23 protein-coding genes are annotated in these 26051 nt (G+C 63.6%); 5 read left to right on the top strand and 18 right to left on the bottom strand.

Features of this window, described 5'->3' with window-relative positions:
* Positions 1–167: 167 nt before the first annotated feature.
* The 8 genes from ppa to ACK59Z_RS17005 all read right to left on the bottom strand — a co-directional run bounded on the left by ppa (position 168) and on the right by ACK59Z_RS17005 (position 8517).
* Positions 168–695: an inorganic diphosphatase gene (gene ppa / locus ACK59Z_RS16970; protein ID WP_003255365.1), complete on the bottom strand. Its 528-nt coding sequence runs from the start codon at positions 693–695 to the stop codon at positions 168–170.
* A 92-nt stretch (positions 696–787) separates the two neighbouring features.
* The gene (locus ACK59Z_RS16975; protein ID WP_012051074.1) at positions 788–1603 is read right to left on the bottom strand and encodes a zinc-dependent peptidase; all 816 of its coding nucleotides are present in this window, start codon (positions 1601–1603) and stop codon (positions 788–790) included.
* A 20-nt stretch (positions 1604–1623) separates the two neighbouring features.
* On the bottom strand, positions 1624–2271 hold the full coding sequence (locus ACK59Z_RS16980; protein ID WP_003255361.1) for a DedA family protein: 648 nt from the start codon (positions 2269–2271) through the stop codon (positions 1624–1626).
* Between the two features lie 217 nt (positions 2272–2488).
* Positions 2489–2947, bottom strand: a complete 459-nt coding sequence (locus ACK59Z_RS16985) for a GNAT family N-acetyltransferase (protein ID WP_003255360.1) — start codon at positions 2945–2947, stop codon at positions 2489–2491.
* Between the two features lie 107 nt (positions 2948–3054).
* Positions 3055–3873 carry an ethanolamine ammonia-lyase subunit EutC gene (eutC, locus tag ACK59Z_RS16990; RefSeq protein ID WP_003255358.1) on the bottom strand — a complete coding sequence of 273 codons (819 nt, stop codon included), beginning with the start codon at positions 3871–3873 and terminating at the stop codon, positions 3055–3057.
* A gap of 8 nt (positions 3874–3881) precedes the next feature.
* Positions 3882–5276, bottom strand: a complete 1395-nt coding sequence (locus ACK59Z_RS16995; protein ID WP_108191691.1) for an ethanolamine ammonia-lyase subunit EutB — start codon at positions 5274–5276, stop codon at positions 3882–3884.
* Positions 5277–5322: 46 nt separating this feature from the next.
* Positions 5323–6771, bottom strand: a complete 1449-nt coding sequence (gene eat, locus ACK59Z_RS17000; protein ID WP_003255355.1) for an ethanolamine permease — start codon at positions 6769–6771, stop codon at positions 5323–5325.
* A gap of 225 nt (positions 6772–6996) precedes the next feature.
* Positions 6997–8517 (bottom strand): aldehyde dehydrogenase family protein, encoded by a 1521-nt coding sequence (locus ACK59Z_RS17005; protein ID WP_004577014.1) that lies wholly within the window; start codon positions 8515–8517, stop codon positions 6997–6999.
* Between the two features lie 254 nt (positions 8518–8771).
* Here ACK59Z_RS17005 and ACK59Z_RS17010 point away from each other — a divergent pair, with 254 nt between their 5' ends.
* From ACK59Z_RS17010 to ACK59Z_RS17025, 4 genes are all read left to right on the top strand, one after another.
* The gene (locus tag ACK59Z_RS17010; protein ID WP_108191692.1) at positions 8772–10787 is read left to right on the top strand and encodes a sigma-54-dependent Fis family transcriptional regulator; all 2016 of its coding nucleotides are present in this window, start codon (positions 8772–8774) and stop codon (positions 10785–10787) included.
* Between the two features lie 66 nt (positions 10788–10853).
* The gene (mpl, locus tag ACK59Z_RS17015; RefSeq protein ID WP_108191693.1) at positions 10854–12203 is read left to right on the top strand and encodes a UDP-N-acetylmuramate:L-alanyl-gamma-D-glutamyl-meso-diaminopimelate ligase; all 1350 of its coding nucleotides are present in this window, start codon (positions 10854–10856) and stop codon (positions 12201–12203) included.
* Complete coding sequence (ubiX, locus tag ACK59Z_RS17020; RefSeq protein WP_003255348.1) at positions 12200–12829, top strand: flavin prenyltransferase UbiX; 630 nt, start codon at positions 12200–12202, stop codon at positions 12827–12829. The genes mpl and ubiX overlap by 4 nt, the downstream gene beginning before the upstream one ends.
* Positions 12826–13113: a YceK/YidQ family lipoprotein gene (locus ACK59Z_RS17025; RefSeq protein ID WP_003255347.1), complete on the top strand. Its 288-nt coding sequence runs from the start codon at positions 12826–12828 to the stop codon at positions 13111–13113. Before ubiX ends, ACK59Z_RS17025 begins: the two co-directional genes overlap by 4 nt.
* Before the next feature lie 106 nt (positions 13114–13219).
* On the opposite strand, the gene ACK59Z_RS17030 is transcribed toward ACK59Z_RS17025, so the two are convergent.
* From ACK59Z_RS17030 to ACK59Z_RS17060, 7 genes are all read right to left on the bottom strand, one after another.
* On the bottom strand, positions 13220–13864 hold the full coding sequence (locus tag ACK59Z_RS17030) for an oxidoreductase (RefSeq protein ID WP_003255346.1): 645 nt from the start codon (positions 13862–13864) through the stop codon (positions 13220–13222).
* A 27-nt stretch (positions 13865–13891) separates the two neighbouring features.
* A complete protein-coding gene (locus ACK59Z_RS17035) occupies positions 13892–15625 on the bottom strand; it encodes a C13 family peptidase (RefSeq protein ID WP_409293504.1) in 1734 nt (577 codons plus the stop codon).
* Between the two features lie 213 nt (positions 15626–15838).
* A complete protein-coding gene (locus ACK59Z_RS17040) occupies positions 15839–16903 on the bottom strand; it encodes a 2,3-butanediol dehydrogenase (RefSeq protein WP_223279163.1) in 1065 nt (354 codons plus the stop codon).
* A gap of 52 nt (positions 16904–16955) precedes the next feature.
* Positions 16956–18062 carry an acetoin dehydrogenase dihydrolipoyllysine-residue acetyltransferase subunit gene (locus tag ACK59Z_RS17045; protein ID WP_054889223.1) on the bottom strand — a complete coding sequence of 369 codons (1107 nt, stop codon included), beginning with the start codon at positions 18060–18062 and terminating at the stop codon, positions 16956–16958.
* Positions 18059–19081: an alpha-ketoacid dehydrogenase subunit beta gene (locus ACK59Z_RS17050; protein ID WP_003255340.1), complete on the bottom strand. Its 1023-nt coding sequence runs from the start codon at positions 19079–19081 to the stop codon at positions 18059–18061. Before ACK59Z_RS17050 ends, ACK59Z_RS17045 begins: the two co-directional genes overlap by 4 nt.
* 33 nt (positions 19082–19114) lie before the next feature.
* The gene (locus ACK59Z_RS17055; RefSeq protein ID WP_003255338.1) at positions 19115–20092 is read right to left on the bottom strand and encodes a thiamine pyrophosphate-dependent dehydrogenase E1 component subunit alpha; all 978 of its coding nucleotides are present in this window, start codon (positions 20090–20092) and stop codon (positions 19115–19117) included.
* Positions 20093–20114: 22 nt separating this feature from the next.
* Entirely contained in the window at positions 20115–21170 is a 1056-nt protein-coding gene (locus ACK59Z_RS17060) for an ATP-NAD kinase family protein (protein WP_108191695.1), read from the bottom strand.
* Between the two features lie 283 nt (positions 21171–21453).
* Between ACK59Z_RS17060 and ACK59Z_RS17065 the strand changes: the two genes are divergently transcribed.
* Positions 21454–23307, top strand: a complete 1854-nt coding sequence (locus tag ACK59Z_RS17065) for a sigma-54-dependent Fis family transcriptional regulator (protein ID WP_003255335.1) — start codon at positions 21454–21456, stop codon at positions 23305–23307.
* Between the two features lie 321 nt (positions 23308–23628).
* On the opposite strand, the gene accC is transcribed toward ACK59Z_RS17065, so the two are convergent.
* The 3 genes from accC to aroQ all read right to left on the bottom strand — a co-directional run bounded on the left by accC (position 23629) and on the right by aroQ (position 26019).
* A complete protein-coding gene (gene accC, locus ACK59Z_RS17070) occupies positions 23629–24984 on the bottom strand; it encodes an acetyl-CoA carboxylase biotin carboxylase subunit (RefSeq protein ID WP_003255333.1) in 1356 nt (451 codons plus the stop codon).
* 17 nt (positions 24985–25001) lie between these two features.
* A complete protein-coding gene (gene accB, locus ACK59Z_RS17075; protein ID WP_003255332.1) occupies positions 25002–25463 on the bottom strand; it encodes an acetyl-CoA carboxylase biotin carboxyl carrier protein in 462 nt (153 codons plus the stop codon).
* 100 nt (positions 25464–25563) lie between these two features.
* Complete coding sequence (aroQ, locus tag ACK59Z_RS17080; protein WP_003255330.1) at positions 25564–26019, bottom strand: type II 3-dehydroquinate dehydratase; 456 nt, start codon at positions 26017–26019, stop codon at positions 25564–25566.
* Positions 26020–26051: the final 32 nt, after the last annotated feature.

The following is a 26051-nucleotide window of genomic DNA, read 5'->3' on the forward strand; positions in this document are numbered from 1 at the left end:
AATTGCCAGACAGGATATGAACCGGATGTTGACGGGGTTTGTATGAAAAGTGGTTGTTTGTAAGGCTCTGGTGTAGGACGGCGTAGGATTTATTACCAGTAATGTGCGCATTGCCCATTCCAGCATAAAAAAACCCCGCCTAAGCGGGGTTTCTCCTGCAATCGGAATCAGCCCTTGTAGGCAGCGACCGATTTGGTGATCGCGGCACGGGCGGCGTCGGCGCCTTCCCAGCCTTCGATCTTGACCCACTTGCCCTTCTCGAGATCTTTGTAGTTGGCAAAGAAGTGCTCGATCTGCTGGATCAGCAGGGCTGGCAGGTCGGTGTATTCCTTGACGTCAACGTACAGCTGCGACAGCTTGTCGTGAGGAACAGCGATGACCTTGGCGTCGCCGCCACCGTCGTCGGTCATGTTCAGCACGCCAACCGGACGGGCGCGGATAACCGAGCCTGGGGCCACTGGGTAAGGGGTAACCACCAGCACGTCCAGTGGGTCACCGTCGTCAGCCAGGGTGTTCGGGATGAAGCCATAGTTGGCTGGGTAGAACATTGGGGTAGCCATGAAACGGTCGACGAACAGCGTGTCGCTGTCCTTGTCGATTTCGTATTTGATCGGCGCGTGGTTGGCCGGGATCTCGATGGCGACGTAGATGTCGTTCGGCAGGTCTTTGCCCGCCGGAATCTTGCTGTAGCTCATTGGGCAGTGCCCCCGTGTTTGACCAAAAAGTGGCGGCGATTATAGGCACATTCTGCCGGGGCACGCCACGCTTGGCCTGATGTGCGGGCCCGTCAGGCGTGGCTTTCGCGGTACTCGGGGTGTTCCGCCTGCAGCCGGCACAGGCGCGCCAGCGGGTCTTGCCGGTAGAACAGCGACAACTGGTGGTAGACCTGTGGATAAGCCTGATGAAGCAGGTCAGGGGCACTAAAGAAGTACTCGCTGGTAACGGCAAAGAACTCTGCCGGGTTTTCCGCAGCGTAGGGGTCGATGGCGGTTTCGGCGTCGGGGTTGGCGTCCAGTTGCTGGTTGAGGTCGTCGTAGGCCTGCTGCATGGCTGTTGCCCACTCATCAACTGGCATGCTGCTGTGCAGCGGTGGCAGGCCGTTGGCATCGCCATTGAGCATGTCGAGCTTGTGCGCCAACTCATGGATGACCAGGTTGTAAGCCTCCCAGCCACCACTGGCCTGCACGCCGTTCCAGGCCAGGATGATCGGCCCCTGCTGCCACGCCTCGCCGCTGTGTTCGCCGTCCCACACATGCTCAACGCCGCTGGCATCGCGATGGCGTTGCGGGCTCTTGAAGTCGTCTGGGTAGAGGATGATTTCGTGGAAACCCTGGTACCAGTTCAGCTCACCCAGGTGAAGCAGCGGTAACTGTGCCTGGGCGGCCAGCATCAGGCGCTGCTCGTCGTCCAGCTCGACACCGGGCAGGCAGGTGAGGTGCTTGTCGAGCAGGAACAGGATGCAGGCTTCGCGCAGCCAGCGGTCTTCAGCGTCGCTGATGCCGTCCAGCATCGGCAGCCGCTCGCGTACGGCCTGCCATTGCTGTGGCGTGATCGGGTAACGCGCCAGAGTACGCTTGCGCCGCCAGGCGCTGAATGACCACATGCCGTTTGTTCTTTACCTGTTCAGTGAGCCTTGGCCGTACGGCCCAGGCGCCCACGCAGCAAGCCGAGAATCATCGGCACCAGCGACAGGATGATGATGCCCACCACCATCAGCGACAGGTGCTGCTTGATGAACGGCACGTTGCCGAAGAAGTAGCCCAAGGTGACCAGGCCGCCGACCCAAAGCAGCGAACCGGCAACGCTGAAGCCGAGGAAGCGTGGATAGTGCATGTGAGCGATGCCCGCGACGAACGGTGCGAAGGTGCGCAAGATGGGCAGGAAGCGCGCCATGGTCACGGTCTTGCCGCCATGGCGTTCATAGAAATCGTGGGTACGCTGCAGGTAGTCGCGGCGGAAGATCTTGGAGTTAGGGTTGTTGAACAAACGCTCGCCGGCTGTTCGGCCGATCACGTAATTGGTGCTGTCGCCCAGGATTGCAGCGGCCATAAGCAGGCCGGCCAGCAGCACCGGGTCCATGCCGCCACCCGCCGCCACGGCGCCGGCGATGAACAGCAGCGAGTCGCCTGGCAGGAATGGCATCACTACCAGGCCGGTTTCGCAGAAGATCACGGTGAACAGGATGGCGTAGATCCAGGGACCGTAATTGGTGACCAGCAGATCGAGGTAGGCATCGAGATGCAGGATAAGGTCCAGCGGGTTGAAATCCATGTACAGCACCTGTGTTCTTGGGCGTAGTCTTGGTTACCGGGGGGAGGGTAAATTTTCACACATGACAGGTGAGCCATTATACGGCTAAGTCAGGAACATGCCCGGAGAGTTTGTAGCGGGGGGTTACGGTAGAGGGGTATTCCTTTGCCAACCGCTTCGCGGGCACGCCCGCTCCCACAAGGATCACTACCTTGCTCGTGGAAGCGGGCGGTGCCGGTCAATCCTGGCTGATTGGCAGGATGTAGCTCTTGAACTCGGTATCCTCACGAAACCCGATGGATTCGTAAGTCTTGTGCGCCACTTCATTGTTCGCGCTGGTTGACACGCGCATGCGCACGGCATTGGTCTCCTTGGCCATTTTCTTCGCTTCGCGAATCAGGTGGTCGGCGACCAGCATGCGCCGGGAGTCCTCGGCTACATAGATATCGTTGAGAATCCATACCCGCTTCAACGACAGCGACGAGTAGCTCGGGTACAGCTGGCAAAAGCCCAGCAGTTTGCCGTCGTCATCATCCGGAAGTGCCAGGTAAATCACCGATTCGTCCCGCTTCAGGCGCTTTTCCAAAAAGCTGCGCGAGCTGTCGGGATAGGGCAGCTGCCCGTAGAACTCACGGTATTTGACGAACAACGGGGTGAGCAGGTCGAGGTGTTCCAGGGTTGCTTTGATGATGCGCATGTGCGGCCCTCAGAGTCCATTTGGGAAACAGCGGAATGCCAGCAGCGTTCAAGGGCATGCTGCCCAATGCACGGCACAAGTGCAATCCGCCTTCCGTGACAGGTTTTTTACTCTTTGCCGAGCAGGAAGTTACCTTTCTGGCTGGCGCTATCTTCATTCTCCAGGCTATGGACCTCGGCTTCGTCCTTCAGATTCACCCCGGAAAGCTGGCGCCGGCAGGCTTCGCGCATCAAGTACAACAGGCGGTGCGCCGCCATGCCATAGCTCAGCCCCTCCAGGCGGATATTGGAAATGCAGTTGCGGTAGGCATCGGTCAGGCCGACCTTGGGTGCGTAAGTGAAATACAGGCCAAGGCTGTCGGGCGAGCTCAGCCCCGGGCGCTCGCCGATCAGCATCACCGTCATCCGGGCGCCCAGCAGCTCGCCGACCTCGTCGGCCACTGCCACGCGGCCCTGCTGCACCAGTACCACCGGGGCGCTGGTCCAGCCGTCGGCGGCAGCCTGTTCGTCGAAGCGGGTCAGGAACGGTAGCGTGTGGCGATGCACGGCCAGTGCCGAGAGGCCGTCAGCCACCACGATGGCCAGATCGACGCCGCCGGGGTTGGCCTGGGCGTGCTGGCGAAGCGTCGTAATCGAGTCTTCGTTCAGCCGCCGTCCAAGGTCCGGGCGCTGCAGGTACTGGTGGCGGTCGCTGGCAGCGCTGTGCAACACCAGGCTTTCGCGCCCGCGGTCACTCAGCTGGCTGGCCAGGCCGGCGTGGTCGAAGGCCAGGTGCACGGCATCTCGTGCCTGGGCATGGGCGAACTGGAAGTCCAGCTGCGCCCCGGTCGGCAGGCTGGTGCCGGTGCGGCCCAGGGCGATGCGCGCCGGGGTCAGGTTGCGCAGGGCCAGCCAAGGGTTGTCGGGGGTAGGCGTGCGATGGTCCATGGTCGTCCCTATGCAAGCTGTGCCAAGGCCTGGCGGAAAGCCGGCGGCAGGTTGTCACCGAAGCGCACCCGGCCATCGGCCTGGGTGAAGATGCCGGTGCGGGCCAGCCATGCCTCGAATTCCGGGCCGGGCTTCAGGCCCAGGGTCTGGCGCGCGTACAACGCGTCGTGGAACGAGGTGGTCTGGTAGTTGAGCATGATGTCGTCGGAGCCGGGGATGCCCATGATGAAGTTGATGCCGGCCACACCCAACAGCGTCAGCAAGGTGTCCATGTCGTCCTGATCGGCTTCGGCATGGTTGGTGTAGCAGATATCGCAACCCATCGGCACGCCCAGCAGTTTGCCGCAGAAATGGTCTTCGAGGCCGGCGCGGATGATCTGCTTGCCGTTGTAGAGGTATTCCGGGCCAATGAAACCGACCACGGTGTTGACCAGGAACGGCTTGAAGTGGCGAGCCACGGCATAGGCGCGGGTTTCGCAGGTCTGCTGGTCGACGCCGTGGTGGGCGTTGGCCGAGAGCGCGCTGCCCTGGCCGGTTTCGAAATACATCAGGTTCTGCCCGAGGGTGCCACGTTTCAATGACAGACCTGCTTCGTAGCCTTCCTGCAACACGTTCAGGTTGATGCCGAAGCCGGCGTTGGCCGCCTCGGTTCCGGCGATGGACTGGAACACCAGGTCCAGTGGCACGCCGCGGTTGATCGCTTCGATCGAGGTGGTGACGTGGGTCAGCACGCAGGACTGGGTGGGGATGTCGTAGCGCTGGATGATGGCGTCGAGCATTTCCAGCAGGGCGCAGATCGAAGCGATGCTGTCGGTGGCCGGGTTGATGCCGATCATGGCGTCGCCGTTGCCGTACAGCAAGCCGTCGAGAATGCTTGCGGCAATACCGGCCGGTTCGTCCGTCGGGTGGTTGGGTTGCAGCCGGGTCGACAGGCGCCCGCGCAGGCCCATGGTGCCGCGGAACCGGGTGACCACGCGGATTTTCTGCGCCACCAGCACCAGGTCCTGCACGCGCATGATCTTCGACACGGCAGCGGCCATTTCCGGGGTCAACCCGGGCGCCAGGGCGTGCAGGCTGTCTTCGTTGGCTTCCTCGCTCAGCAGCCAGTCGCGCAGGCCACCCACGGTCAGGTGGCTGACCGGGGCGAAGGCCTGGGCATCGTGGGTGTCGATGATCAGGCGGGTCACTTCATCTGCTTCGTAAGGGATCAGTGCTTCATTGAGAAAGTGCGTCAGGGGAATATTGGCCAACGCCATCTGCGCGGCGACGCGCTCACCGTCGTTGCTGGCCGCGACACCTGCCAGGCAGTCCCCGGAGCGTGCCGGGCTGGCCTTGGCCATCACGTCCTTGAGGCTGTCGAAGCGGTAGACCAGGTGGCCGACCGTGTGTACGAAACTTGCCATACAGAATCTCCAGAGCCGCGGGTTGCCCCGCGGCGGGTGGCGGCGATCAGTGCAGGGCCTCTTCGGCCTTCTGGATCGCGGCGAATTCCTCTTCCGGTGTGCCCGCAACCAGGTGGTGGCGGCTGTAGAAAGCAAAGTAGGCAATTAATACCGCATAGATCACTGCAGCGCCAATGACTACCCGCGGGTCAACCAGGAATCCGGCGACCACGGCGATGCACGCCAGCACCAGCGCCAGGCCGGATGTGAAGATGCCACCCGGGGTGCGGTAGGGGCGCTCCATCTTTGGCCGGCGGATGCGCAGGGTGATGTGCGCAGCCATCATCAGCACGTAAGACAGGGTAGCGCCAAACACTGCCACCAGGATCAGCAAGTCACCCTGGCCCGTCAGCGACAGGGCAAAACCGATGATGCCGGGGATGACCAAGGCCAGTACCGGGGCCTTGCTCTTGTTGGTTTCCGACAGTTTGCGCGGCAGGTAACCGGCGCGGGACAGGGCGAAGATCTGTCGGGAATAGGCATAGATGATCGAGAAGAAGCTGGCGATCAGCCCGGCCAGACCGACCAGGTTGACGAAGCCGCCCATCCAGGTGGAGCCGCCGTAGGCCTTCGACAGGGCTTCGACCAGCGGGTTACCGGAGGCCTTCAGCGCCTCGGAGCCTGCGCCGCCTGGGCCGACCACCAGGATCAGCAAGGCGAAGGCCAGCAGTACCAGCATGGCGCCGATCAGGCCGCGTGGCAGGTCACGCTTGGGGTTCTTGGTTTCTTCTGCGGCCAGCGGCACGCCTTCGACGGCAAGGAAGAACCAGATGGCGTAGGGGATGGCTGCCCACACGCCGACATAGCCAAACGGCAGGAAGCTGCTGGCGCCGACGGCGTCCGTTTTGGCGATGTCGAACAGGTTGGCTGCATCAAAATGGGGCACCATGCCTATCAGGAATACGGCCAGGGCAATGGCGGCGATGGCGGTGATGATGAACATCAGCTTCAGTGCCTCACCCACGCCGAAAATGTGGATGCTGATGAACACGATGTAGAACGCCAGGTAGATCATCCAGCCGCCGATACCGAACAGCGATTGACAGTAGGCGCCGATGAACACCGCGATGGCGGCAGGGGCGATGGCGTATTCGATCAGGATCGCCGTGCCGGTCAAAAAGCCGCCCCATGGGCCGAAGGCACTGCGGGCAAAGCCATAGCCACCGCCAGCGGTGGGGATCATCGACGACAGCTCGGCCAGCGAGAAGCACATGCACAGGTACATGGTTGCCATCAGCAAGGTGGCCAGGAACATGCCGCCCCAGCCGCCCTGCGCCAGGCCGAAGTTCCAGCCGGCGTAATCGCCGGAAATGACGTACGCCACGCCCAGGCCGACCAGCAGTACCCAACCGGCGGCGCCTTTTTTCAGTTCACGTTGCTGGAAATAGTCAGAGCCGACTTTCTCGAAGTCGACGGAAGAGCCTGCCGGCGATCCGGCGGAATGTTCGCTTGGCATAGATTCACCTGTTTTTTTTCTTGGTGGCCGGAAGGGTTCCGGGCCGATGGTGATGGGTGCTGCAGGAAGCGAGCCAGAGCGGTTGGTGCACGGTTACCGCCCTGGGTTTAAGGTATGCCGGCCTGGCCGCTTCGCGGGTGAACCCGCTTCTACAGGGATTGCGCAAATTCAACACCAGCGCAGGACCTGTAGGAGCGGGTTTACCCGCGAAGAAGGCGACGCGGTCTAGAAGAAGCCCAACGGATTGATGTCGTAGCTCACCAGCAGGTTCTTGGTCTGCTGATAGTGATCCAGCATCATCTTGTGCGTCTCACGCCCAACCCCCGACTTCTTGTAACCGCCGAACGCGGCATGCGCCGGGTACAGGTGGTAGCAGTTGGTCCACACACGGCCAGCCTTGATGCCGCGGCCCATGCGGTAGGCACGGTTGATGTCGCGGGTCCACACGCCGGCGCCCAGGCCGAACTCGGTGTCGTTGGCAATCGCCAGTGCTTCGGCTTCGTCCTTGAAGGTGGTGACGCTGACCACCGGGCCGAAGATTTCTTCCTGGAACACGCGCATCTTGTTGTTGCCCTTGAGCAGGGTCGGCTGGATGTAGTAACCGGTAGCCAGCGAACCTTCCAGCTTCTCGACCTTGCCGCCGGTGAGCAACTCGGCGCCTTCGTCCTGGGCGATCTGCAGGTACGAGAGGATCTTTTCGAACTGCTGCTGCGAGGCCTGGGCGCCGACCATGGTGTCGGTGTCCAGCGGGTCGCCGCGCTTGATCTGCAGCACCTTCTTCATCACCACTTCCATGAACTGCGGGTAGATCGACTCTTGCACCAGGGCACGCGACGGGCAGGTGCACACTTCGCCCTGGTTGAAGAACGCCAGCACCATGCCTTCTGCCGCCTTCTCGATGAAGCTTGGCTCGGCCTGCATGATGTCTTCGAAGTACACGTTCGGCGACTTGCCACCCAGTTCGACGGTGGACGGGATGATGTTCTCGGCGGCGCATTTCATGATGTGCGAGCCGACCGGGGTAGAGCCGGTGAAGGCGATCTTGGCGATGCGTTTGCTGGTGGCCAGGGCTTCACCGGCTTCGCGGCCATAGCCTTGCACTACGTTGAGCACGCCAGGTGGCAGCAGGTCGCCAATGACTTCGAGCAGCACGGTGATGCCCAGCGGCGTCTGTTCGGCAGGCTTGAGCACCACGCAGTTACCAGCGGCCAGTGCCGGGGCAAGCTTCCAGGCAGCCATCAGGATCGGGAAGTTCCAGGGGATGATCTGCCCGACCACGCCCAGTGGCTCGTGGATGTGGTAGGCCACGGTGCCTTCATTGATTTCGGCAGCGCCGCCTTCCTGGGCGCGGATGCAGCCAGCGAAATAGCGGAAGTGGTCGACCGCCAGCGGAATGTCGGCGTTGAGGGTTTCGCGGATCGGCTTGCCGTTGTCCCAGGTTTCGGTAATGGCCAGCAATTCGAGGTTCTGCTCGATACGGTCGGCGATCTTCAGCAGCACGTTGGAACGATCCTGCACTGAAGTGCGGCCCCAGGCGTCGGCCGCAGCATGGGCGGCATCCAGGGCCTTCTCGATGTCTTCGGCAGTAGAGCGGGGGAATTCAGCGATCAGCTTGCCATTCACCGGGGAGGTATTTTCGAAGTACTGCCCCTTTACCGGAGTAACGAACTCACCACCGATGTAGTTGCCGTAGCGGCTCTTGAAGGAAACCTTCGCGCCTTCGGTACCGGGATGTGCATAACGCATGGTGTGTCTCCTTGGTATTGTGCTTTTTAGGGAGTTGGAAAGCATAGAGCAAGGGTTGGGCCAGTGTTGGCCACGCCAGGAAAATCAATGACTTGAGTCATTTTTACGGGGCTGATCAAGGGCCGCTGTACCGGTGTCGGTACGCCTGGGGTGACATTTTGTGCCGTTTGCGACACATCACAGGCGTGTGCATTGCAAAGCCTACCCGGGTGGAGGATGCTGGGCTGACGCTCTATCTGCGGAGAATTACAACAATGCAGAGCAATCACTTCACGCGCCATGCCCGGCAGGTGCATAGCGTTGCCCATGGTGGGGCCGGGGAGGGCGGCAGTGACCCGTCCATCGCCCGCTCCTGGCTGCGCTGCCTGGAGGATTACCACCTCGACCCGGCGGTGGTCGAAGCGCCGGTGGTGCTTGAGCATGGGCGCCTGCTGGAAAGCCGCGAGCGCCTGCATCAGGTGCTGCAAATTGCCGACCATGAGATGAACAGCCTGCACCAGCAGCTTTCCGGCGCAGGCCACGCGGTGCTGCTGACCGACGCCCGTGGGGTGATCCTCAATTGCGTCAGTGCCCCCACCGAGCGGCGCAGCTTCGAGCGTGCGGGGCTGTGGTTGGGCGCTGACTGGAGCGAGGCGCGCGAGGGCACCAATGGCATCGGCACCTGCCTGGTCGAGCGCCAGGCGCTGACCATCCATCAGAACGAGCACTTCCGTGGCCGTCACACCGGGCTGACCTGCTCGGCCAGCCCGGTGTTCGACCCGCATGGCGACCTGCTGGCGGTACTCGACGTGTCCTCTGCGCGCCCCGACGTATCGCGGCAAAGCCAGTTCCACACCATGGCGTTGGTCAACCTGTCGGCAAAGATGATCGAAAGCTGCTATTTCCTGCGCCATTTCGAGCAGCAATGGTTATTGCGTTTTCACCTGCAAGCCGAGTCGGTCGGCCTGTTCAGCGAAGGCTTGCTGGCGTTCGACGGTGATGGGCGCATTTGCGCTGCCAACCAAAGCGCACTGAACCTGCTGGGCACGGTACGAGGCGGCGTGCTGGGCAAACCGTTGACGTGCTTTTTCGCGTGCAGCCATGACGAAATGTTCAGCCGTGCCACGCCCGGCGGCAGTACTGCCTGGCCGCTGCGCACCCTGGACGGTCGCCAGGTGTTCGCCAGCCTGCGGGGGCAGGCCCGGGCGCCGGTGTGGTCGGTGCCGGCCGCCCAGCCGCGGCCCGCAGGTGAAGTGGAGCCGCTGGTCTGTCTGCTGGACCCTGCGTTGCAAAATGATTTCCGCCGCAGCGTGCGGGTGTTCGAGCGCGATGTGCCATTGCTGCTGCGCGGCGAGACCGGCTGTGGCAAGGAGGCCTTCGCCCAGGCTGTGCATCAGGCCAGTGAGCGGCGCGGCAAGCCGTTTGTCGCCATCAACTGCGCGTCTATCCCGGAAAGCCTGATCGAGAGTGAGCTGTTCGGGTACCGCGGCGGCAGTTTTACCGGCGCGCGCAAGGAGGGCATGCGCGGCAAGCTGTTGCAGGCCGACGGCGGCACCTTGCTGCTGGACGAGATCGGCGATATGCCGCTTGCCCTGCAAACCCGACTGCTGCGGGTACTGGAGGAGCGCCAGGTGGTGCCGATCGGGGGAGAGCCACAGGCGGTGGACGTGCGCATCGTCAGCGCTACGCACCGTGACCTGCTGGAACGGGTTGAACAGGGCAGTTTCCGCGAGGACCTGTATTACCGCCTCAATGGCCTGGAGGTAGCGCTGCCGGCGGTGCGCGAACGCAGTGACAAGGCGCAGTTGCTGGACTTTCTGCTACGCCAGGAGACGCAGGGGCAACGGATAGACATCGAGCCCAGGGCGCGGCAGGCGCTGCTCGCATTTAACTGGCCGGGGAACGTGCGGCAGATGCGCAATGTGCTGCGTACCCTGGTGGCGCTTTGCGAAGATGCCCGCATCACCTTTACGGACCTCCCCGCAGTCATCCGCGCCAGCCCACCTCCCGCGGGGGCGGGCGAGCCCGCGAAGATGTCCGACCAGGCAATAGAGGGCGAGGGCGTTGCCCTCGTTCGCGGGCAAGCCCGCTCCCACAGGTCCGGCGGTGCCGCTGAGATTGTGGGTGAATCTGGAGGGGCCGAGGTTCTGCTCGACGCGGAGCGGCAAGCGCTGAAGGAGGTACTGGAGGCAAAACACTGGCATCTCACCCGTGTCGCCGAGCACTTGGGCATCAGCCGCAATACCTTGTATCGAAAACTGCGCAAACACGGCATTACCAGGGGCGACTGAGCGAAACAGCGGGTGCGATTTGTCGCGCCCTGGGCTACCCTGCCTCGATGTTTTGCGAGGTCGACCATGCATATTCACATTCTCGGTATTTGCGGCACTTTCATGGGTTCGCTGGCGGTGCTGGCCAAGGAACTTGGCCACCGCGTCACTGGCTCCGACGCCAACGTGTATCCCCCGATGAGCACCCAGCTCGAAGCCCAGGGTATCGAACTGACCCAAGGCTATGACCCGGCCCAGCTGGACCCGGCGCCAGACCTGGTGGTCATCGGCAACGCCATGTCGCGCGGCAACCCAGCGGTTGAATACGTGCTGAACAAGGGCCTGCCCTACGTCTCCGGCCCGCAGTGGCTGGCCGACCACGTGCTGCAAGGCCGCTGGGTGCTGGCCGTTGCCGGTACTCACGGCAAGACCACCACCAGCAGCATGCTGGCCTGGGTGCTGGAGCACGCCGGCATGAGCCCGGGCTTCCTGATTGGTGGCGTGCCGCAGAACTTCTCGGTGTCGGCCCGCTTGGGCGACACGCCGTTCTTTGTGGTGGAAGCCGACGAGTACGACAGCGCCTTCTTCGACAAGCGCTCGAAGTTCGTCCACTATCACCCGCGTACCGCGATCCTCAACAACCTTGAGTTCGATCACGCTGACATCTTCCCGGATCTGGCCTCGATCGAGCGGCAGTTCCACCACCTGGTGCGGACTATCCCCAGCGAAGGCCTGGTCATCCTCCCGACCACCGAGCAAGCGCTGGAGCGTGTGATCGGCATGGGCTGCTGGACCCCTGTGCAAACCACCGGGGAGGGCGGCCAGTGGCAAGCCCGCCTGCTCAGCCCAGATGGCTCGCGCTTTGAAGTCCTGTTCGAGGGCGAAGTGCAGGGTGTGGTGGACTGGGCGCTGACCGGCCAGCACAACGTCGCCAATGGCTTGGCCACCCTGGCAGCAGCGCGTCATGTAGGCGTGGTGCCGGCCATGGGTATCGACGGCCTGAGTGCGTTCAAGAGCGTCAAGCGGCGCATGGAGAAGGTTGCCGAAGTACAAGGTGTGACCATCTACGATGACTTCGCCCACCATCCGACGGCCATTGCCACCACGCTCGACGGCCTGCGCAAGCGGGTGGGGGAGGCACCTGTGATCGCGGTGATCGAGCCACGCTCCAACTCGATGAAACTCGGTGCCCATCGTGACGGCCTGCCAGAAAGCGTCAACGACGCCGACCAGGTGATCTGGTATGCGCCGGCCAACCTCGGCTGGGACCTGGCCGCCACCGCTGCGCAGTGCAAGGTACCCAGCGTGGTGGCCGACAGCCTCGAAGCGATCATCGAGCGGATCAAAGGCCAGGCTCGCCCAGGCACCCATGTGGTGATCATGAGCAACGGCGGCTTCGGCGGCCTGCACGGCAAGCTGGCCGAGGCGCTGAAGTGAACGGGCCGGAACGCATCACCCTGGCCATGACGGGCGCCTCGGGTGCCCAGTATGGTCTTCGCCTGCTCGATTGCCTGGTACGCGAAGACCGCGAGGTGCACTTCCTGATCTCCAAGGCCGCACAGTTGGTGATGGCTACCGAGACGGATGTTGTGTTGCCGGCCAAGCCCCAGGCGATGCAGGCCTTCCTGACGGAATACACCGGCGCGGCCGATGGGCAGATCCGTGTGTATGGCAAGGAAGACTGGATGTCGCCGGTAGCCTCGGGTTCTGGCGCCCCGGCGGCAATGGTGGTGGTCCCCTGTTCCACTGGCACTTTGTCGGCCATCGCCACTGGCGCCTGCAACAACCTGATCGAGCGGGCTGCCGACGTTACCCTCAAGGAGCGTCGCCAGCTGATCCTGGTGCCACGCGAAGCGCCGTTCTCCACCATCCACCTGGAAAACATGCTCAAGCTGTCGCAAATGGGCGCGGTGATCCTGCCGGCGGCACCGGGGTTCTATCACCAGCCGCAGACCATCGACGACCTGGTCGACTTTGTCGTGGCGCGTATCCTCAACCTGCTGAACATCCCCCAGGACATGTTGCCGCGTTGGGGCGAGCACCACTTCGGGGTGGATGATTGAAGCGAGCACTGGCGGGGTTGCTGGCGCTGGTGATGCTGGGTGGCTGCGCCACGGTGCGCACGCTGGATGCCAACAAGCCCGGCGCACCGGTGGTGTATGCCGGTACCCGGCTGGATTTGTATGTGATCAATGGCGGGTGTTGCCCACGGGATCATTACGGGGCGGACGCTCCGGCGTATCCGCGCCTGGATCTGCCCGGCAGCATGCTGCTCGATACCCTGCTGCTGCCGTTGTCTTTGCTGACAGCGGCCGGCATAGGCTTCCAGGCTAGCGGCGGCCTGTGATGGCCCTTCGCGCGCACGCCCTCTCCCACAGGATCTCCGTAATCTTCCGGTGACTACTCACCAGTGGGAGCGGGCGTGCCCGGGAAGAGGCCAGCACAAGCGAAGCCTAGATCTTGCCCAACCTGCGCAACTCATCCGACTCCACAACCCGCACGCCGTCTTCTTCCTCCAGCGCCAGCCGCCACAGTGCTCGCGCCAGGGTACAAGCCTCGATTCCCCGATACTTCCCGGGTATCAACCTGGAAAATGGCGCAACAAGCTGTTCAGTGAGCCGTGGCTCCAGGCGCTCGCCCAGCAGGAACGAGGGCCGCACGATGGTCAACTGTGGCCAGTCCTGAGCCTTGAGCGCTTCTTCCATCTCGCCCTTGACCCGGTTATAGAAAATTGACGACTTAGGGTCGGCGCCCACTGCACTGACCACCAGCAGATGCCGTGCGCCCATTTCTCGGGCACGCTTGCTGAAGGCGACCACCATGTCCAGATCCACTGCGCGGAAAGCCGATTCGGAACCCGCCTGCTTCAGTGTGGTGCCCAGGCAGCAGTACGCGATGTCGACCCGCCCGGCCAGTTGCGGAAGGAATACCGCCGGGTCGCCCACCGGGTTTTCCAGGTGCGGGTGCTCGGCCAATGGCCGGCGTGTAGGCGCCAGGACACGGGTGATGGTGGGCTCGTTGAGCAGGCGGTCTAGCAGGTGTTCACCGGTCAGGCCGGTGGCTCCGGCAAGCAGGACATGCTGAGGCGTCAAGTACATGATGTCTCTCCCTTGTTACACACAAGTCTAGTGAGTGCCGGGCATTTTTGCCTGTTCCCTCACGTTGGCTTGTGCGGCGTTACGCAATGCTTCTTCGGCTTGTTGCTGGCGCAGGTGATGCCAGTGCTCAAGCACGGCCGGCGGTGCCCACAGCTGCGGCTCGGAGGCCTCGAAGCCTTCCCTTTGTTCTCTTTCGGCAACGCTGGCACGTGCCAGTTCAAACGCCTGTTTCAGGTCGTCGGTCTGGTTCAGCGCTTCAGCGAACAGGGCATCGCCAAAGTAGGTGAAGTCGGCTTCCTCCGAGCAACCGAAGGAGACGCGGTCGGCCCGGGCAGCGGTCATGATGAGCGTGCGCTCGTCTTTGAGCGGAGCGATATAGCCCCCTGAATAGCAGGCGGAGATGACGATGACCTTGTCGCGATCCTTCAGCGGCGCCAAGGCAGTGGCCAGCTCGTCAGCGGCCAGGTCGGCCAGTTGCAGACGGGGCTGGTCGAGCACCAGCTGGTGGTCCTGGCTGCCGTGGCTGGTGAGGTAGATGAACACCAGGTCTTCGGAACCGCTGCGCTCTGCCAGGGTGGCGGCAGCGCGGGAGAGGTTTTCGCGGGTGGCCATGGGGCGTGTGGCCATGTGGTCGCGGTGGTTGACCAGGGTCACTTGGCCACGGGCGCCAAAGCGCACCTTTAGCAGGTTGCTGACGTAGTCGGCTTCGCGCAGGAATACGCTTTGCTGGCCATCGCCGGCCACTACCAGGCTATACAGCTGGATCGGTGGCGCCGAGCGAGGTACCCGAGCCAGCGCCTCGTCCAGCAGCCGGCCCTGGTTGAGCAACGCCAGGTCCAGTGGGTCTGGCAGCAGCTTGCCGTTCTGGTCGCGCACGCGCACGCCGTTGGCCCATGTTCCGCTTTCGACCTTGCCACTGGGCAGAATCAGCCGCCCATGGCCATGGTAGGCATCGTTGAGGAAACCGCCGATGTACTTGCTGCCGTCGGCCAGTTGCAGGCTGCCCTGGCCCGACAGACGCCAGTCGGCGAACTCGCCCTTGTAGTGGCTGCCATCGCTGCCCAGCAACTCCCCTTCGCCGATCAGCGAGCCGTCCTTGAATTCACCGATCCACACGTCGCCATCGGCATTTTCGTAGCGGCCTCGGCCCTCCAGGCGGTTGTCCTTGAACTCGCCGATGTACTGCTCGCCATCAACGCTGTCGTAGGTGCCGGCGCCTTGTAGCTGGCCGTTGACGAAGTGGCCGCTGAACTGGTTGCCGCTGGCATCGCTGCGCACCCCGGCGCCGTTGGGCTTGCCCTTGGCGAACAGGCCTTGGTAGCGACTGCCGTCGGCCAGCTCCAGTTGGCCTGCGCCGTCGTACAGGTCGTCCTTGAACTGGCCGCGGTAGGTCTGGTCGGCTTGCTTGAGGGTGCCCTCGCCGTCGCGGCGGCCGTGGCGGAAGGTGCCGCTATAGTGGCTGCCCGGGGTGGTCAGCTCGCCCAGGCCCTGAAACAGCCCCTCGGCGAACTGGCCGCGGTAGACCTCGCCATTCTGGCCATGCCATTCGCCCTGGCCGTGCCACTGGCCGTCCTTGAAGCTGCCGGCGTACCAGCTGCCATTGGGGTAGTCGATCCGGCCCTCACCCTGCAGCAGGCCATCGACCACCTGCCCCCGGTAACGCCCACCGTCAGGCAGCCGTGCGTCCGGCGGGAGCAGCGATTCGCCATCGCCACAGGCGGCGAGCAGCAGGACCAGGGTAATGGGGAGCAATGGACGCATGGCGATGACCGGGCAATAGGTCTGCCGAGTATGACGCAGAATGGGATCCTGAGACAGCGAGCCCCTGTGTCGGCGCACAGGCCTTGTATCCGGCGCGAACCCTGTAGGAGCGGCTTCAGCCGCGAACACCGGCGAAGCCGGTGCCCTCCACCGTGTTGAATAGTTCGCGGGCCCGCCCGCTCCCACAGGTGCCACGTTACCTTCAAGGTGCAATCAGCGCACACCAGGTGAAACGATGATCTTCACGTTCTCCTCTTTGTTGTTCACCAGTTCCTCGAAGCCCAGCTCGACAATCTGCTCCAATCCGATCCGGCCGGTTACCAGCGGGCGAATATCCAGCCGACCATCAGCAATGAAGGCAATCACGTCAGCAAACTCGCCGTTGTACGCCAACGCCCCCAGCACCTGCTTCTCGGTGGACACCAGTTCGAAGAAGTTGAACTCGCTGGGCTCTTCGAAAATACCTACCAGCACGCATTTGCCCGCCTTGCGGATGGTGTCGATGGCCAGCTTGGCCGTATGTTTGTTGCCGATGCACTCAAAACTCACATCGGCGCCCAGCCCTGCAGTCAGTGCGCGGATTTCTGCCAGGGCATCGCACTGGCTGGGGTCCAGCACCACGTTGGCGCCTACCTCTTTAGCCTTGGCTTTGCGTGCTGAGGACATTTCCAGGGCGATAACCTGCGCTGCGCCCGCGGCTTTGGCACACATGATGGTGCAAAGGCCGATGGTGCCGGCCCCCACCACTACAACGGTTTGCCCAAGCAGGCTGCCGGCCTTTTTCACCGCGTGCATACCCACCGCCAGCGGTTCGATCAGTGCCCCGGCTTCGGCAGGGAAGCCCTGCGGCAGCCGGTAGAGCAGGTTGGCGGGCACGTTGACCAGCTCGGCGAAGGCACCGTTGTTCATCAGGCCGGTGAACGCCAGGCGTTCGCAGATGTTGTACAGGCCATGGGTGCAGTAATAGCAGGTGCCGCAATGCTGGCACGCGTCTGCCGCCACCGGGTCGCCTACCGCATAGCCTTCCACGCCTTCGCCAAGCTTGGCGATGTGGCCGCAGAATTCGTGGCCGAGGATGCACTGGCCCTGAATGCCGGTCAGCGGGTGCGGGGCCTCTACCGGGATGAACACCGGGCCGGCAACATACTCGTGCAGGTCGGAGCCGCAGATGCCGCACCAATCCACCTTGATCTGCACCCAGCCCGGCGCTGGGTCGGCCGGCAAAGGTACCTGTTCGACACGAATATCGTTGCGGCCATGCCAGACGGCCGCGCGCATGTGGGTGTGGCTCAGGTCATTCATTGTTGTTCTCCAGGCTCACGAAAAGGGCTTAGTGCTTGCGCAGGAATGCGAGCAGTTGCTGGTTGACCTGTTCGGCCGCCTCCATCTGCACCATGTGGCCGGCCTCTGGCAGCACCAGTACTTCGGCTTCCAGGCCCTCGGCATGGCTGGCCGGGATGATCGCATCCTTGCCACCCCACACCACCAGTGCCGGGTGATTGCCCAGTACCCCGCGCAAGTCGTGGCGCTGCCGGTCGCCGTCGGCGAGCGCCCTTGCCAGCTGCTGCAGGGCCTGGTCCACACCTTCCAGGCGCTTGAACTTGAGCATGTCCTCCAGCATTTGCCGGGTGACCAGCGCCGGGTCGGCAAACAATTGCACCATCTGCGGTTTGAGTGCATTGCGGTTGGCCGCGGTGACGAAACCTTGCAAGTACTGCCCGTTGATCGCTTCGCCCAGACCGGCGCTGGCCACCAGGCTCAGGCTGGCCACCCGCTGCGGGGCCAGGCGTGCCACGTTGAGGCTGACGGCACCGCCCATGGAATGGCCGGCCAGGTGGGCCTTGGCGATGTCCAGGTGGTCGAGCAGGGCGAGCACGGTTTCGCTCAACTCATCCAGGTCGCCCCGCTGCAGGGCCTTGGCCGACTCGCCGTGGCCCGGCAGGTCGAGGGCGATGACCCGCCGCTCGGCAGCCAGTGCCGGGTGGTTGAACAGCCAGTTGTTGAGGTCACCGCCAAACCCGTGCACCAGCACCAGCGGTGTGCCGCCTTCACCCAGCTCGAACCAGCGCAGCAGGCGCCCGCCTACTTCCGCCTTCTGAGGGGCCGGCCCCTGGCTCTGGTCGGCGCCGCCTTCGGCGACGAACTCGGCCTGGAAGCGCTGTACCACGGCATCGATCTCGGCCTCTTCTGCTTCGCCTTCGACGACCACCGCCAGCAGCGCGCCGACGGGCAGGGTTTCATCCGGCTTGGCCACCTGGCGGCGCAGCACGCCGCTGAACGGCGCTTCGACGCTGCTGCTGATCTTGTCGGTCTCGACGTCCAGCACTTCGTCGCCCTTGCTGATTTCGTCACCTTCCTGCTTGAGCCAGGTGTCCACCCGGCCCTCGGTCATCGACAGGCCCCACTTGGGCATGGTCAGGGTATGGATCTGGCTCATGCGGCACTCCTTGCGGCTTCGATTACCTTGCGCACGGCGGCTTCGATCTTCGCCGCGTCAGGGATGTACAGGTCTTCCAGGGCGTCGGAGAACGGCACCGGGGTATGTGGCGCGGTGACCATTTCGATCGGCCCCTTGAGTGCGGCAAAAGCCTTCTGTGCCACCAGCGCGCTGATGTCGGTAGCCATCGAGCAGCGCGGGTTGGCTTCATCGATCACCACCAGGCGACCAGTCTTCTCCACACTTTCCAGAATGCTGTCCTCGTCCAGCGGGCTGGTAGTGCGCAAGTCCAGTACCTCGCAGTCGATGCCCTGGCGGGCCAGGTTGTTGGCCGCCTCCAGCGCCACATGCACCATGCGCCCGTAGGTAACGAGGGTCACGTCGTCGCCATCGCGCAAGAAGTTGGCTTCGCCGAACGGTACGGTGTACACCTCTTCCGGCACCTCGCCCTGCATGCTGTACAGCAGTTTGTGTTCGCAGAAGATCACCGGGTCGTTGTCGCGGATCGCCTGGATCAACAGGCCCTTGGCATCGTAAGGCGAGGATGGGCACACCACCTTCAGGCCGGGGATGTGCGTCCATAGCGAAGTGAGCATTTGCGAGTGCTGGGCTGCCGCACGCAGGCCGGCGCCATACATGGTGCGCATCACCAGCGGGGTCACGGCCTTGCCGCCGAACATGTAGCGGAACTTGGCGGCCTGGTTGAGGATCTGGTCCAGGCAGCAGCCAGCGAAGTCGACGAACATCAGTTCGCACACCGGGCGCAGGCCCTGGGTGGCGGCACCGACGGCCGCGCCGACGTAGCCGATTTCCGACAGCGGCGCGTCAAGCACGCGGCCGGGGAATTGGTGATACAGGCCTTTGGTCACGCCCAACACGCCACCCCAGGCGTCATCCTCGCCGGGCGCACCGGCACCGCCGGCGACGTCTTCGCCAATGATGAACACTGTGCTGTCGCGACGCATTTCCTGGGCCAGGGCTTCGTTGATGGCCTGCTGGTAGCTGATCTTTCTTGCCATGGTGGTTCTCCTGTTGTTCTTGTAATCCGCGGCTCAGGGGTAGGCGACGTAGACGTCGGTGAGCAGGTCGGCGGGCTGTGGCTTGGGATCGGATTTGGCGCGGCGTACGGCGTCTTCGATCAGGTCCTCGACGCGGGCGTCGATGGCGTCCAGTTGCTCGGCCGTGAGCAGGCCGGCGCGGGTGGTCTTGTTGCGAAATTGCATGAGGCAGTCGCGGGATTCGCGCAGGTTCTTCACTTCATCAGGGGCGCGGTAGGTTTGCGCATCGCCTTCGAAATGGCCGTAGTAACGGCTGAGTTTGACCTCGATCAGCGACGGCCCTTGCCCGGAGCGGGCGCGCTCGATGGCAGCGCCGGCGGCCTCGTAGACGGCAAAGAAGTCAAAGCCGTCGATGGTGACGCCTGGCATGCCGAAGCCGGCAGCGCGGTCGGCAATGTGGTCGCAGGCTACGGACCAGTTGGAGGCAGTGGCCTCGGCGTAGCCGTTGTTCTCGGCCACGAAGATGCAGGGCAGGTTCATGATCGACGCCATGTTCATGGCCTCGAACACGGCGCCCTCGTTGGATGCCCCATCGCCGAAGAAGGCTACCGACACGTCATCGCGGCCCTTGAGCTTGGCCGCCAGCGCCGCCCCGGCCACCAGTGGTGCGCCGGCGCCGACGATACCGTTGGCACCGAGCATGCCTTTTTCCAGGTCGGCAATGTGCATCGAGCCGCCCTTGCCGCCGCACACGCCGGTTTTCTTGCCGTAGATCTCGGCCATCATGCCGTACACGTCCACGCCTTTGGCGATGCAGTGGCCATGGCCGCGGTGGGTCGAGGCGATGCAGTCGCTGTCGCGCAGGTGGGCCATGACCCCGGCTGCAGAGGCTTCTTCGCCGGCATACAGGTGGACGAAGCCGGGAATTTCGCCGGTGGCGAACTCCACATGCAGGCGTTCTTCGAAGGCGCGGATGGTCCGCATGACTTCATAGGCATGCAGCAGTTGATCAGTACTGAGTTGATTGGACATCTTGTTGTTCTCCGGGGTTGTCTCAACACGGGTTTGCAGGGTGCAACCGGTGGCCGCGCGGGACGGCCAGCAGGTGGTGGCGGGCGGCATGCGCCAGCACGGCCTCGACGTCCACACTGAGTGGGCCTTGGTGGTCGAGGGTGATGGTGGGGGTGTCATGCTCGGCAAATTCGATTTCGCGTTCGCCGTCCAGGGCCAGGGTGCCGCTGGCGAGGCTCAGGCGCTGGGCGACGCCGGGTGTCAGCGGACCGCAGGCCGTGATGCCGCAGGCTTGCAGCAGGCCGGGCGCCAACGGCGCCAACAGCGCCTGTTCGGCGTCGGGGGCCAGGCGTACCCAGGCGCCGTGCGGGTCTTGCCGTGACACCGGGCACCACAGACCGCACAGGGCCGACAGGCCGATGGCGTGGGGTTCGGCGAAGCAGGCGAAGACTTCGCAGAGGTCCTCGCTGCGGCTGAGCGCACGGGCACCGATGAAGCGCTGCGGCGACACGGCCACCTCGACCAAGGCCCATTCGGCCAGCTGTTGTTCAGGCACGTTCACCAGTAAGCGTTTGTTGCGGCGCAAGCCGATGCTGGCCGGTACCCGGCCACTGGCAAGCAGGCCACCGGCCAGGCCCGCGCTGGTGGCTTCACGAAGTTCGGGGAAGGCGTTGTTGGTGCCGGTGGACAGGGTCAGCAGCGGCACGTCACCGGCCTCGGCGGCGACCGCCTTGTGGGTGCCATCACCGCCCAACACGGCGATCATCGCCACGCCGCGCTCGACCATGCGCCGGGTAGCCAGGCGGGTATCGGCCACGGTCTGGCTCAGTGGCAGGTCGAGGATCTCGATGGCCGGCCAGTGCTGGTCACGGGCCCCCGGGCCCTGGCTGGCCTTGAGCACTGCGGCAGCGATGCCGGTCATGTCGCTGGGCAACAACACCTGGCCAATGCCGGTGGCGCCGAAAGCGGCCAGCAGGCGCTGGATAGCCGAGGCCTTGTCGGTGCTCGAATAGAGCCCGGCATTGGCGGTCAGGCGGCGCAGGTCGCGGCCAGAGGCAGGGTTGGCAATGATCCCGACAATCGGGGCGGGTAGCGGCATGGCGCACCTCGTATTTTTGTTTGCAAGGGCAGGAGCAAGCGGGGTGCCAGCTTTCTTCGCGATGGCTGAAGTGCCCGGGCTAGAGGGCTCTGGTCGTGTTCGGGCAGGTCTTCACGGGTGTGGCGGCGAGACGCCGGGTGCCAGCGCCGGGCCAGCGTTGCCGAGACGCTGAGACGCTGCGTCTCAAGCCAGCCGGTAATCACACAGTGCTTGTCGGGGCATGCCCAGAGGCGCTTAATGGCCGGACAACGATAAAAACAGTAATGAGAACCGGAGGGCCTGAATGCTTGCCGCGAACTCCCGAGCCCATGTGGACTGCGTCAGCAGGGTGTTGAAGAATGCCGACCGCCTGCCGCAGGCGCCGGTACCACCGCTGATCCTCGATTCATGGCGTCGCTCCATGGATGTGTACCGCCTCGACCCCGGTTCCCAGCAGGGGCCGCGTATCCTTTCCCAAAGCCTGCTCAACGAATGCCGCGAACGCGCCGAGCTGTTCCTGCGCATCGCCAGCGATGCCGTGGCGCGCTTGCACGAACGGGTGCGCGGCGCTGACTACTGCGTGCTGCTTACCGATGCCCAGGGGCGCACCATCGATTACCGGGTCGAGTCGGCCATCCGCAACGACTGTCGCAAGGCCGGGCTGTATCTGGGGACCTGCTGGTCGGAGGGCGAGGAGGGCACATGCGGTGTGGCGGCGGTGCTGACCAGCAAGGCCCCGGTCACGGTGCACAAGCGCGATCACTTTCGCGCCGCCTTCATCGGCCTGACCTGCACAGCGGCGCCGGTGTTCGACCCGTTGGGCGAGTTGTTGGGCGTGGTCGATGTGTCGGCCTTGCAGTCGCCGGATGATCGGCGCAGCCAGCACCTGATCCGCCAGTTGGTCGAGCAGACCGCCCGCGAAATCGAAAACGCTTTCTTTATGCACAGCGCCCAGGGCCACTGGGTGATGCGCGCGCATGGCACGCCGGGCTATGTGGAGAGCCAACCCGATTACCTGCTGGCCTGGGATGCCGATGGCCGCTTGCAGGCAATCAACAGCCTGGCGCGGCAACGGTTGGTGGAGCGCCTGGGGCGCTTGCCTGAGCATATTGGCGAACTGTTCGACATCGACCAACTGCGCCGGGTGAGCGCGTCGTCCGCTCAGCGCCTGCCTGGTCTGGGCGGTTTGTATGGCCGGGTCAGCGCACCGCAGCAACGCCAGCGTGCGCAGCCTTTGCGCCAGGCCCAGGACACCCGTATCGAGCAACACCTGCGGTTGGCCACGCGGGTCAAGGACTGCAACCTGGCGGTGCTGGTACTGGGTGAGACCGGAGCCGGCAAGGAGGTATTCGCCCGCCAGCTGCACCAGCAAAGCCAGCGCTGTGATGGCCCGTTCGTTACCCTGAACTGCGCGGCCATTCCGGAAACCCTGATCGAGAGCGAGTTGTTCGGCTATGTGGCCGGGGCCTTCACCGGGGCTTCCAGCAAAGGCATGCAAGGGCTGTTGCAGCAGGCCGATGGCGGCACGCTGTTCCTCGACGAGATCGGGGACATGCCGCTGAACCTGCAAACCCGCCTGCTGCGGGTGCTGGCGGAGGGCGAGGTAGCGCCGCTGGGTGCGGCGCGGCGGGAGCGGGTGGATATTCAGGTGATCTGTGCCACCCATCGCGACCTGGCGGCGATGGTGGAGGACGGGCGATTTCGTGAAGACTTGTACTTCCGCCTGGCCAATGCCCGCTTTGAGCTACCCCCCTTGCGTGAGCGTGATGACCGGCTGGGGCTGATTCACCAGTTGCTGGCCGAAGAGGCTGCGGCCTGCGGGGTGGAGGTGGTGTTGGCGGATGACGCGCTGCAGGCGCTGCTGGTTTATCGCTGGCCGGGCAATTTGCGTCAGCTACGGCAGGTGTTGCGGTATGCCTGTGCGGTGAGTGAAGGCGGGCAGGTGCGGCTTCAGGATCTACCGCAGGAGGTGCGCGGTGAAGCGGTTGGCTCGGCTGAAAGCGGGGTGTCGTGCCCGGCACGGCAGTTGTTGCTGGATGCGCTGATTCGCCATCGCTGGAAGCCGGCTGATGCGGCGCGGGCTTTGGGTATTTCGCGGGCGACGCTTTATCGGCGAGTGCATGAGCATCGCATCGACATGCCGCGGATGAAGGGGTAGAGCCCTTGGGGCGCGCTGCGCCCCTTTCGCGACGCAAGGCCGCTCCCACAAGGACGGCGTCAGTCCTGAGGCATGCGCGCAACCTGTGGGAGCGGCCTTGTGTCGCGATAGGGCCGCAACGCGGCCCCAGCTTCAGGCAGGCAATAAAACAACCTGGCACAGAGCCGGGGTGCCCACAAGGACGGCGTCGGTCCTGAGGCATGCGCGCAACCTGTGGGAGCGGCCTTGTGTCGCGATAGGGCCGCAACGCGGCCCCAGCTTCAGGCAAGCAATAAAAAACCCCGGCACAGGGCCGGGGTTCTGGTACATCACACTACACGATCACTCCTGGTTGGCCAGTTTGTGCTCGAGGTAGTGAATGTTGACGCCGCCTTTGCAGAAGCCTTCATCACGCACCAGGTCGCGGTGCAGCGGGATGTTGGTCTTGATGCCGTCGACGACGATCTCGTCCAGGGCATTGCGCATGCGCGCCATGGCTTCGTCGCGGTCCTTGCCGTAGGTGATCAGCTTGCCGATCAGCGAGTCGTAGTTCGGCGGAACCGAATAACCGCTGTACAGGTGCGAATCGACGCGTACGCCGTTGCCGCCCGGGGCGTGGAAGTGCTTCACCTTGCCTGGGCTCGGGATGAACTTCTTCGGGTCTTCGGCGTTGATCCGGCACTCCAGCGAGTGGCCACGGATCACCACGTCTTCCTGGCGGAACGACAGCTTGTTGCCAGCGGCGATGCTCAGCATCTCCTTGACGATGTCGATGCCAGTGACCATCTCCGACACCGGGTGCTCAACCTGCACGCGGGTGTTCATCTCGATGAAGTAGAAGCGGCCGTTTTCGTACAGGAACTCGAAAGTACCCGCACCACGGTAGCCGATCTCGATGCACGCATCGACGCAGCGCTTGAACACTTCCTGGCGGGCTTTCTCATCGATGCCCGGGGCTGGTGCTTCTTCCAGGACCTTCTGGTGACGGCGCTGCAGCGAGCAGTCACGGTCGCCCAGGTGAATGGCGTTGCCCTGGCCGTCGGACAGTACCTGCACTTCCACGTGACGTGGGTTGGTCAGGAACTTCTCCAGGTAAACCATCGGGTTGCCGAAGGCAGCACCGGCTTCGGTACGGGTGAGCTTGGCCGAGGAAATCAGGTCCTCTTCCTTGTGCACCACGCGCATGCCGCGACCACCACCGCCACCGGCGGCCTTGATGATCACCGGGTAGCCGACGTCACGGGCAATCGCCAGGGCGACTTCTTCGTCTTCCGGCAGTGGGCCATCGGAGCCCGGTACGGTCGGCACGCCCGACTTGATCATCGCGTCCTTGGCCGAAACCTTGTCGCCCATCAGGCGAATGGTGTCGGCTTTCGGGCCGATGAAGGCGAAACCGGATTTTTCCACCTGCTCGGCGAAATCGGCGTTTTCAGCCAAGAAGCCGTAACCCGGGTGAATCGCGGTGGCGCCAGTCACTTCGGCGGCAGCGATGATCGCCGGGATGTGCAGGTAGGAATCCTTCGACGATGCAGGGCCGATGCAGACCGACTCGTCTGCCAGGCCCAGGTGCATCAGTTCACGGTCGGCAGTGGAGTGCACGGCGACGGTCTTGATGCCCAGCTCTTTGCAGGCACGCAGGATCCGCAGGGCAATTTCCCCGCGGTTGGCGATCAGGACTTTTTCGAGCTTCCCAGACATCGTTGGCTCTCCGCGATTCAAACGATGGTGAACAGCGGCTGGTCGAACTCAACCGGCTGGCCGTCTTCTACCAGGATGGCGTCGATGACACCGCCAACATCGGCTTCGATGTGGTTCATCATCTTCATGGCTTCGACGATGCACAGAGTGTCGCCTTTCTTCACGGACTGGCCAACTTCAGCGAAGTTAGGCGAGGTCGGCGAAGGCTTGCGGTAGAAGGTACCTACCATTGGCGAACGGATCACGGTGCCTTTCAGGGCCGGGGCGGCAGCAGTGGCTTCGGCGGCTGGCGCAGCAGCGGCAACCGGCGCAGCGGCAGGGGCGGCGGCCATAGGCGCCGGTGCGTAGAACTGCTGGGCAGCTGGGGTCTTGCTGTGACGGCTGATACGGACCGACTCTTCGCCTTCCTTGATCTCCAGTTCGTCGATGCCAGACTCTTCCAGCAGCTCGATCAGTTTCTTGACTTTACGGATATCCATTAATCATCAACTCCCAAAGGTTCGGTCAGGGGGCGAAATACAAAAAAACGTATCTGAAACGTTTCTCTCGAACCCCGGCCCACTTAGGCCAGGGTTTTCATCATTTGGGCTGTGCGTTGGCAGCCAGTTGTTCCAGCGCGGACTCCAGGGCCAGGCGATAACCGCTGGCGCCCAGACCGCAGATCACCCCTACGGCAACATCGGAAAAGTAGGAGTGGTGACGGAACGGTTCGCGTTTGTGCACGTTGGACAGGTGCACTTCGATGAATGGGATGCTCACCGCAAGCAATGCGTCACGTAATGCGACGCTTGTGTGGGTGAAAGCAGCCGGATTGATCAGGATGAAGTCCACACCCTCGTTGCGTGCGGCGTGAATGCGGTCGATCAGTTCGTATTCGGCATTGCTCTGCAGGTACTGCAGATGGTGGCCTGCGGCGCGGGCGCGTTGCTCCAGGTCCTGGTTGATCTGAGCCAGGGTCACGGCGCCGTAGTGGCCTGGCTCGCGAGTACCGAGCAGGTTGAGGTTGGGGCCGTGGAGCACCAGTAGCGTTGCCATCTGCGGATTCCTTGGATTTGTAGGGCAATTCG

Source organism: Pseudomonas sp. KCJK9058 (assembly GCF_046230975.1).
Lineage (GTDB): Bacteria > Pseudomonadota > Gammaproteobacteria > Pseudomonadales > Pseudomonadaceae > Aquipseudomonas > Aquipseudomonas alloputida.

What these genes read in the sequence shown, in the direction of transcription:
- accB (WP_003255332.1), bottom strand. Translation starts at nt 25,463, where the DNA reads ATGGATATCCGTAAAGTCAAGAAACTGATCGAGCTGCTGGAAGAGTCT.
- aroQ (WP_003255330.1), bottom strand. Translation starts at nt 26,019, where the DNA reads ATGGCAACGCTACTGGTGCTCCACGGCCCCAACCTCAACCTGCTCGGT.
- ACK59Z_RS17040 (WP_223279163.1), bottom strand. Translation starts at nt 16,903, where the DNA reads ATGCGCGCGGCCGTCTGGCATGGCCGCAACGATATTCGTGTCGAACAG.
- ppa (WP_003255365.1), bottom strand. Translation starts at nt 695, where the DNA reads ATGAGCTACAGCAAGATTCCGGCGGGCAAAGACCTGCCGAACGACATC.
- ACK59Z_RS17045 (WP_054889223.1), bottom strand. Translation starts at nt 18,062, where the DNA reads ATGAGCCAGATCCATACCCTGACCATGCCCAAGTGGGGCCTGTCGATG.
- eat (WP_003255355.1), bottom strand. Translation starts at nt 6,771, where the DNA reads ATGCCAAGCGAACATTCCGCCGGATCGCCGGCAGGCTCTTCCGTCGAC.
- eutC (WP_003255358.1), bottom strand. Translation starts at nt 3,873, where the DNA reads ATGGACCATCGCACGCCTACCCCCGACAACCCTTGGCTGGCCCTGCGC.
- ACK59Z_RS17035 (WP_409293504.1), bottom strand. Translation starts at nt 15,625, where the DNA reads ATGCGTCCATTGCTCCCCATTACCCTGGTCCTGCTGCTCGCCGCCTGT.
- ACK59Z_RS16985 (WP_003255360.1), bottom strand. Translation starts at nt 2,947, where the DNA reads ATGCGCATCATCAAAGCAACCCTGGAACACCTCGACCTGCTCACCCCG.
- ACK59Z_RS17055 (WP_003255338.1), bottom strand. Translation starts at nt 20,092, where the DNA reads ATGTCCAATCAACTCAGTACTGATCAACTGCTGCATGCCTATGAAGTC.
- ACK59Z_RS16995 (WP_108191691.1), bottom strand. Translation starts at nt 5,276, where the DNA reads ATGGCAAGTTTCGTACACACGGTCGGCCACCTGGTCTACCGCTTCGAC.
- ACK59Z_RS17060 (WP_108191695.1), bottom strand. Translation starts at nt 21,170, where the DNA reads ATGCCGCTACCCGCCCCGATTGTCGGGATCATTGCCAACCCTGCCTCT.
- ACK59Z_RS17005 (WP_004577014.1), bottom strand. Translation starts at nt 8,517, where the DNA reads ATGCGTTATGCACATCCCGGTACCGAAGGCGCGAAGGTTTCCTTCAAG.
- ACK59Z_RS16975 (WP_012051074.1), bottom strand. Translation starts at nt 1,603, where the DNA reads ATGTGGTCATTCAGCGCCTGGCGGCGCAAGCGTACTCTGGCGCGTTAC.
- ACK59Z_RS17050 (WP_003255340.1), bottom strand. Translation starts at nt 19,081, where the DNA reads ATGGCAAGAAAGATCAGCTACCAGCAGGCCATCAACGAAGCCCTGGCC.
- ACK59Z_RS16980 (WP_003255361.1), bottom strand. Translation starts at nt 2,271, where the DNA reads ATGGATTTCAACCCGCTGGACCTTATCCTGCATCTCGATGCCTACCTC.
- accC (WP_003255333.1), bottom strand. Translation starts at nt 24,984, where the DNA reads ATGTCTGGGAAGCTCGAAAAAGTCCTGATCGCCAACCGCGGGGAAATT.
- ACK59Z_RS17030 (WP_003255346.1), bottom strand. Translation starts at nt 13,864, where the DNA reads ATGTACTTGACGCCTCAGCATGTCCTGCTTGCCGGAGCCACCGGCCTG.
- ACK59Z_RS17065 (WP_003255335.1), top strand. Translation starts at nt 21,454, where the DNA reads ATGCTTGCCGCGAACTCCCGAGCCCATGTGGACTGCGTCAGCAGGGTG.
- mpl (WP_108191693.1), top strand. Translation starts at nt 10,854, where the DNA reads ATGCATATTCACATTCTCGGTATTTGCGGCACTTTCATGGGTTCGCTG.
- ACK59Z_RS17010 (WP_108191692.1), top strand. Translation starts at nt 8,772, where the DNA reads ATGCAGAGCAATCACTTCACGCGCCATGCCCGGCAGGTGCATAGCGTT.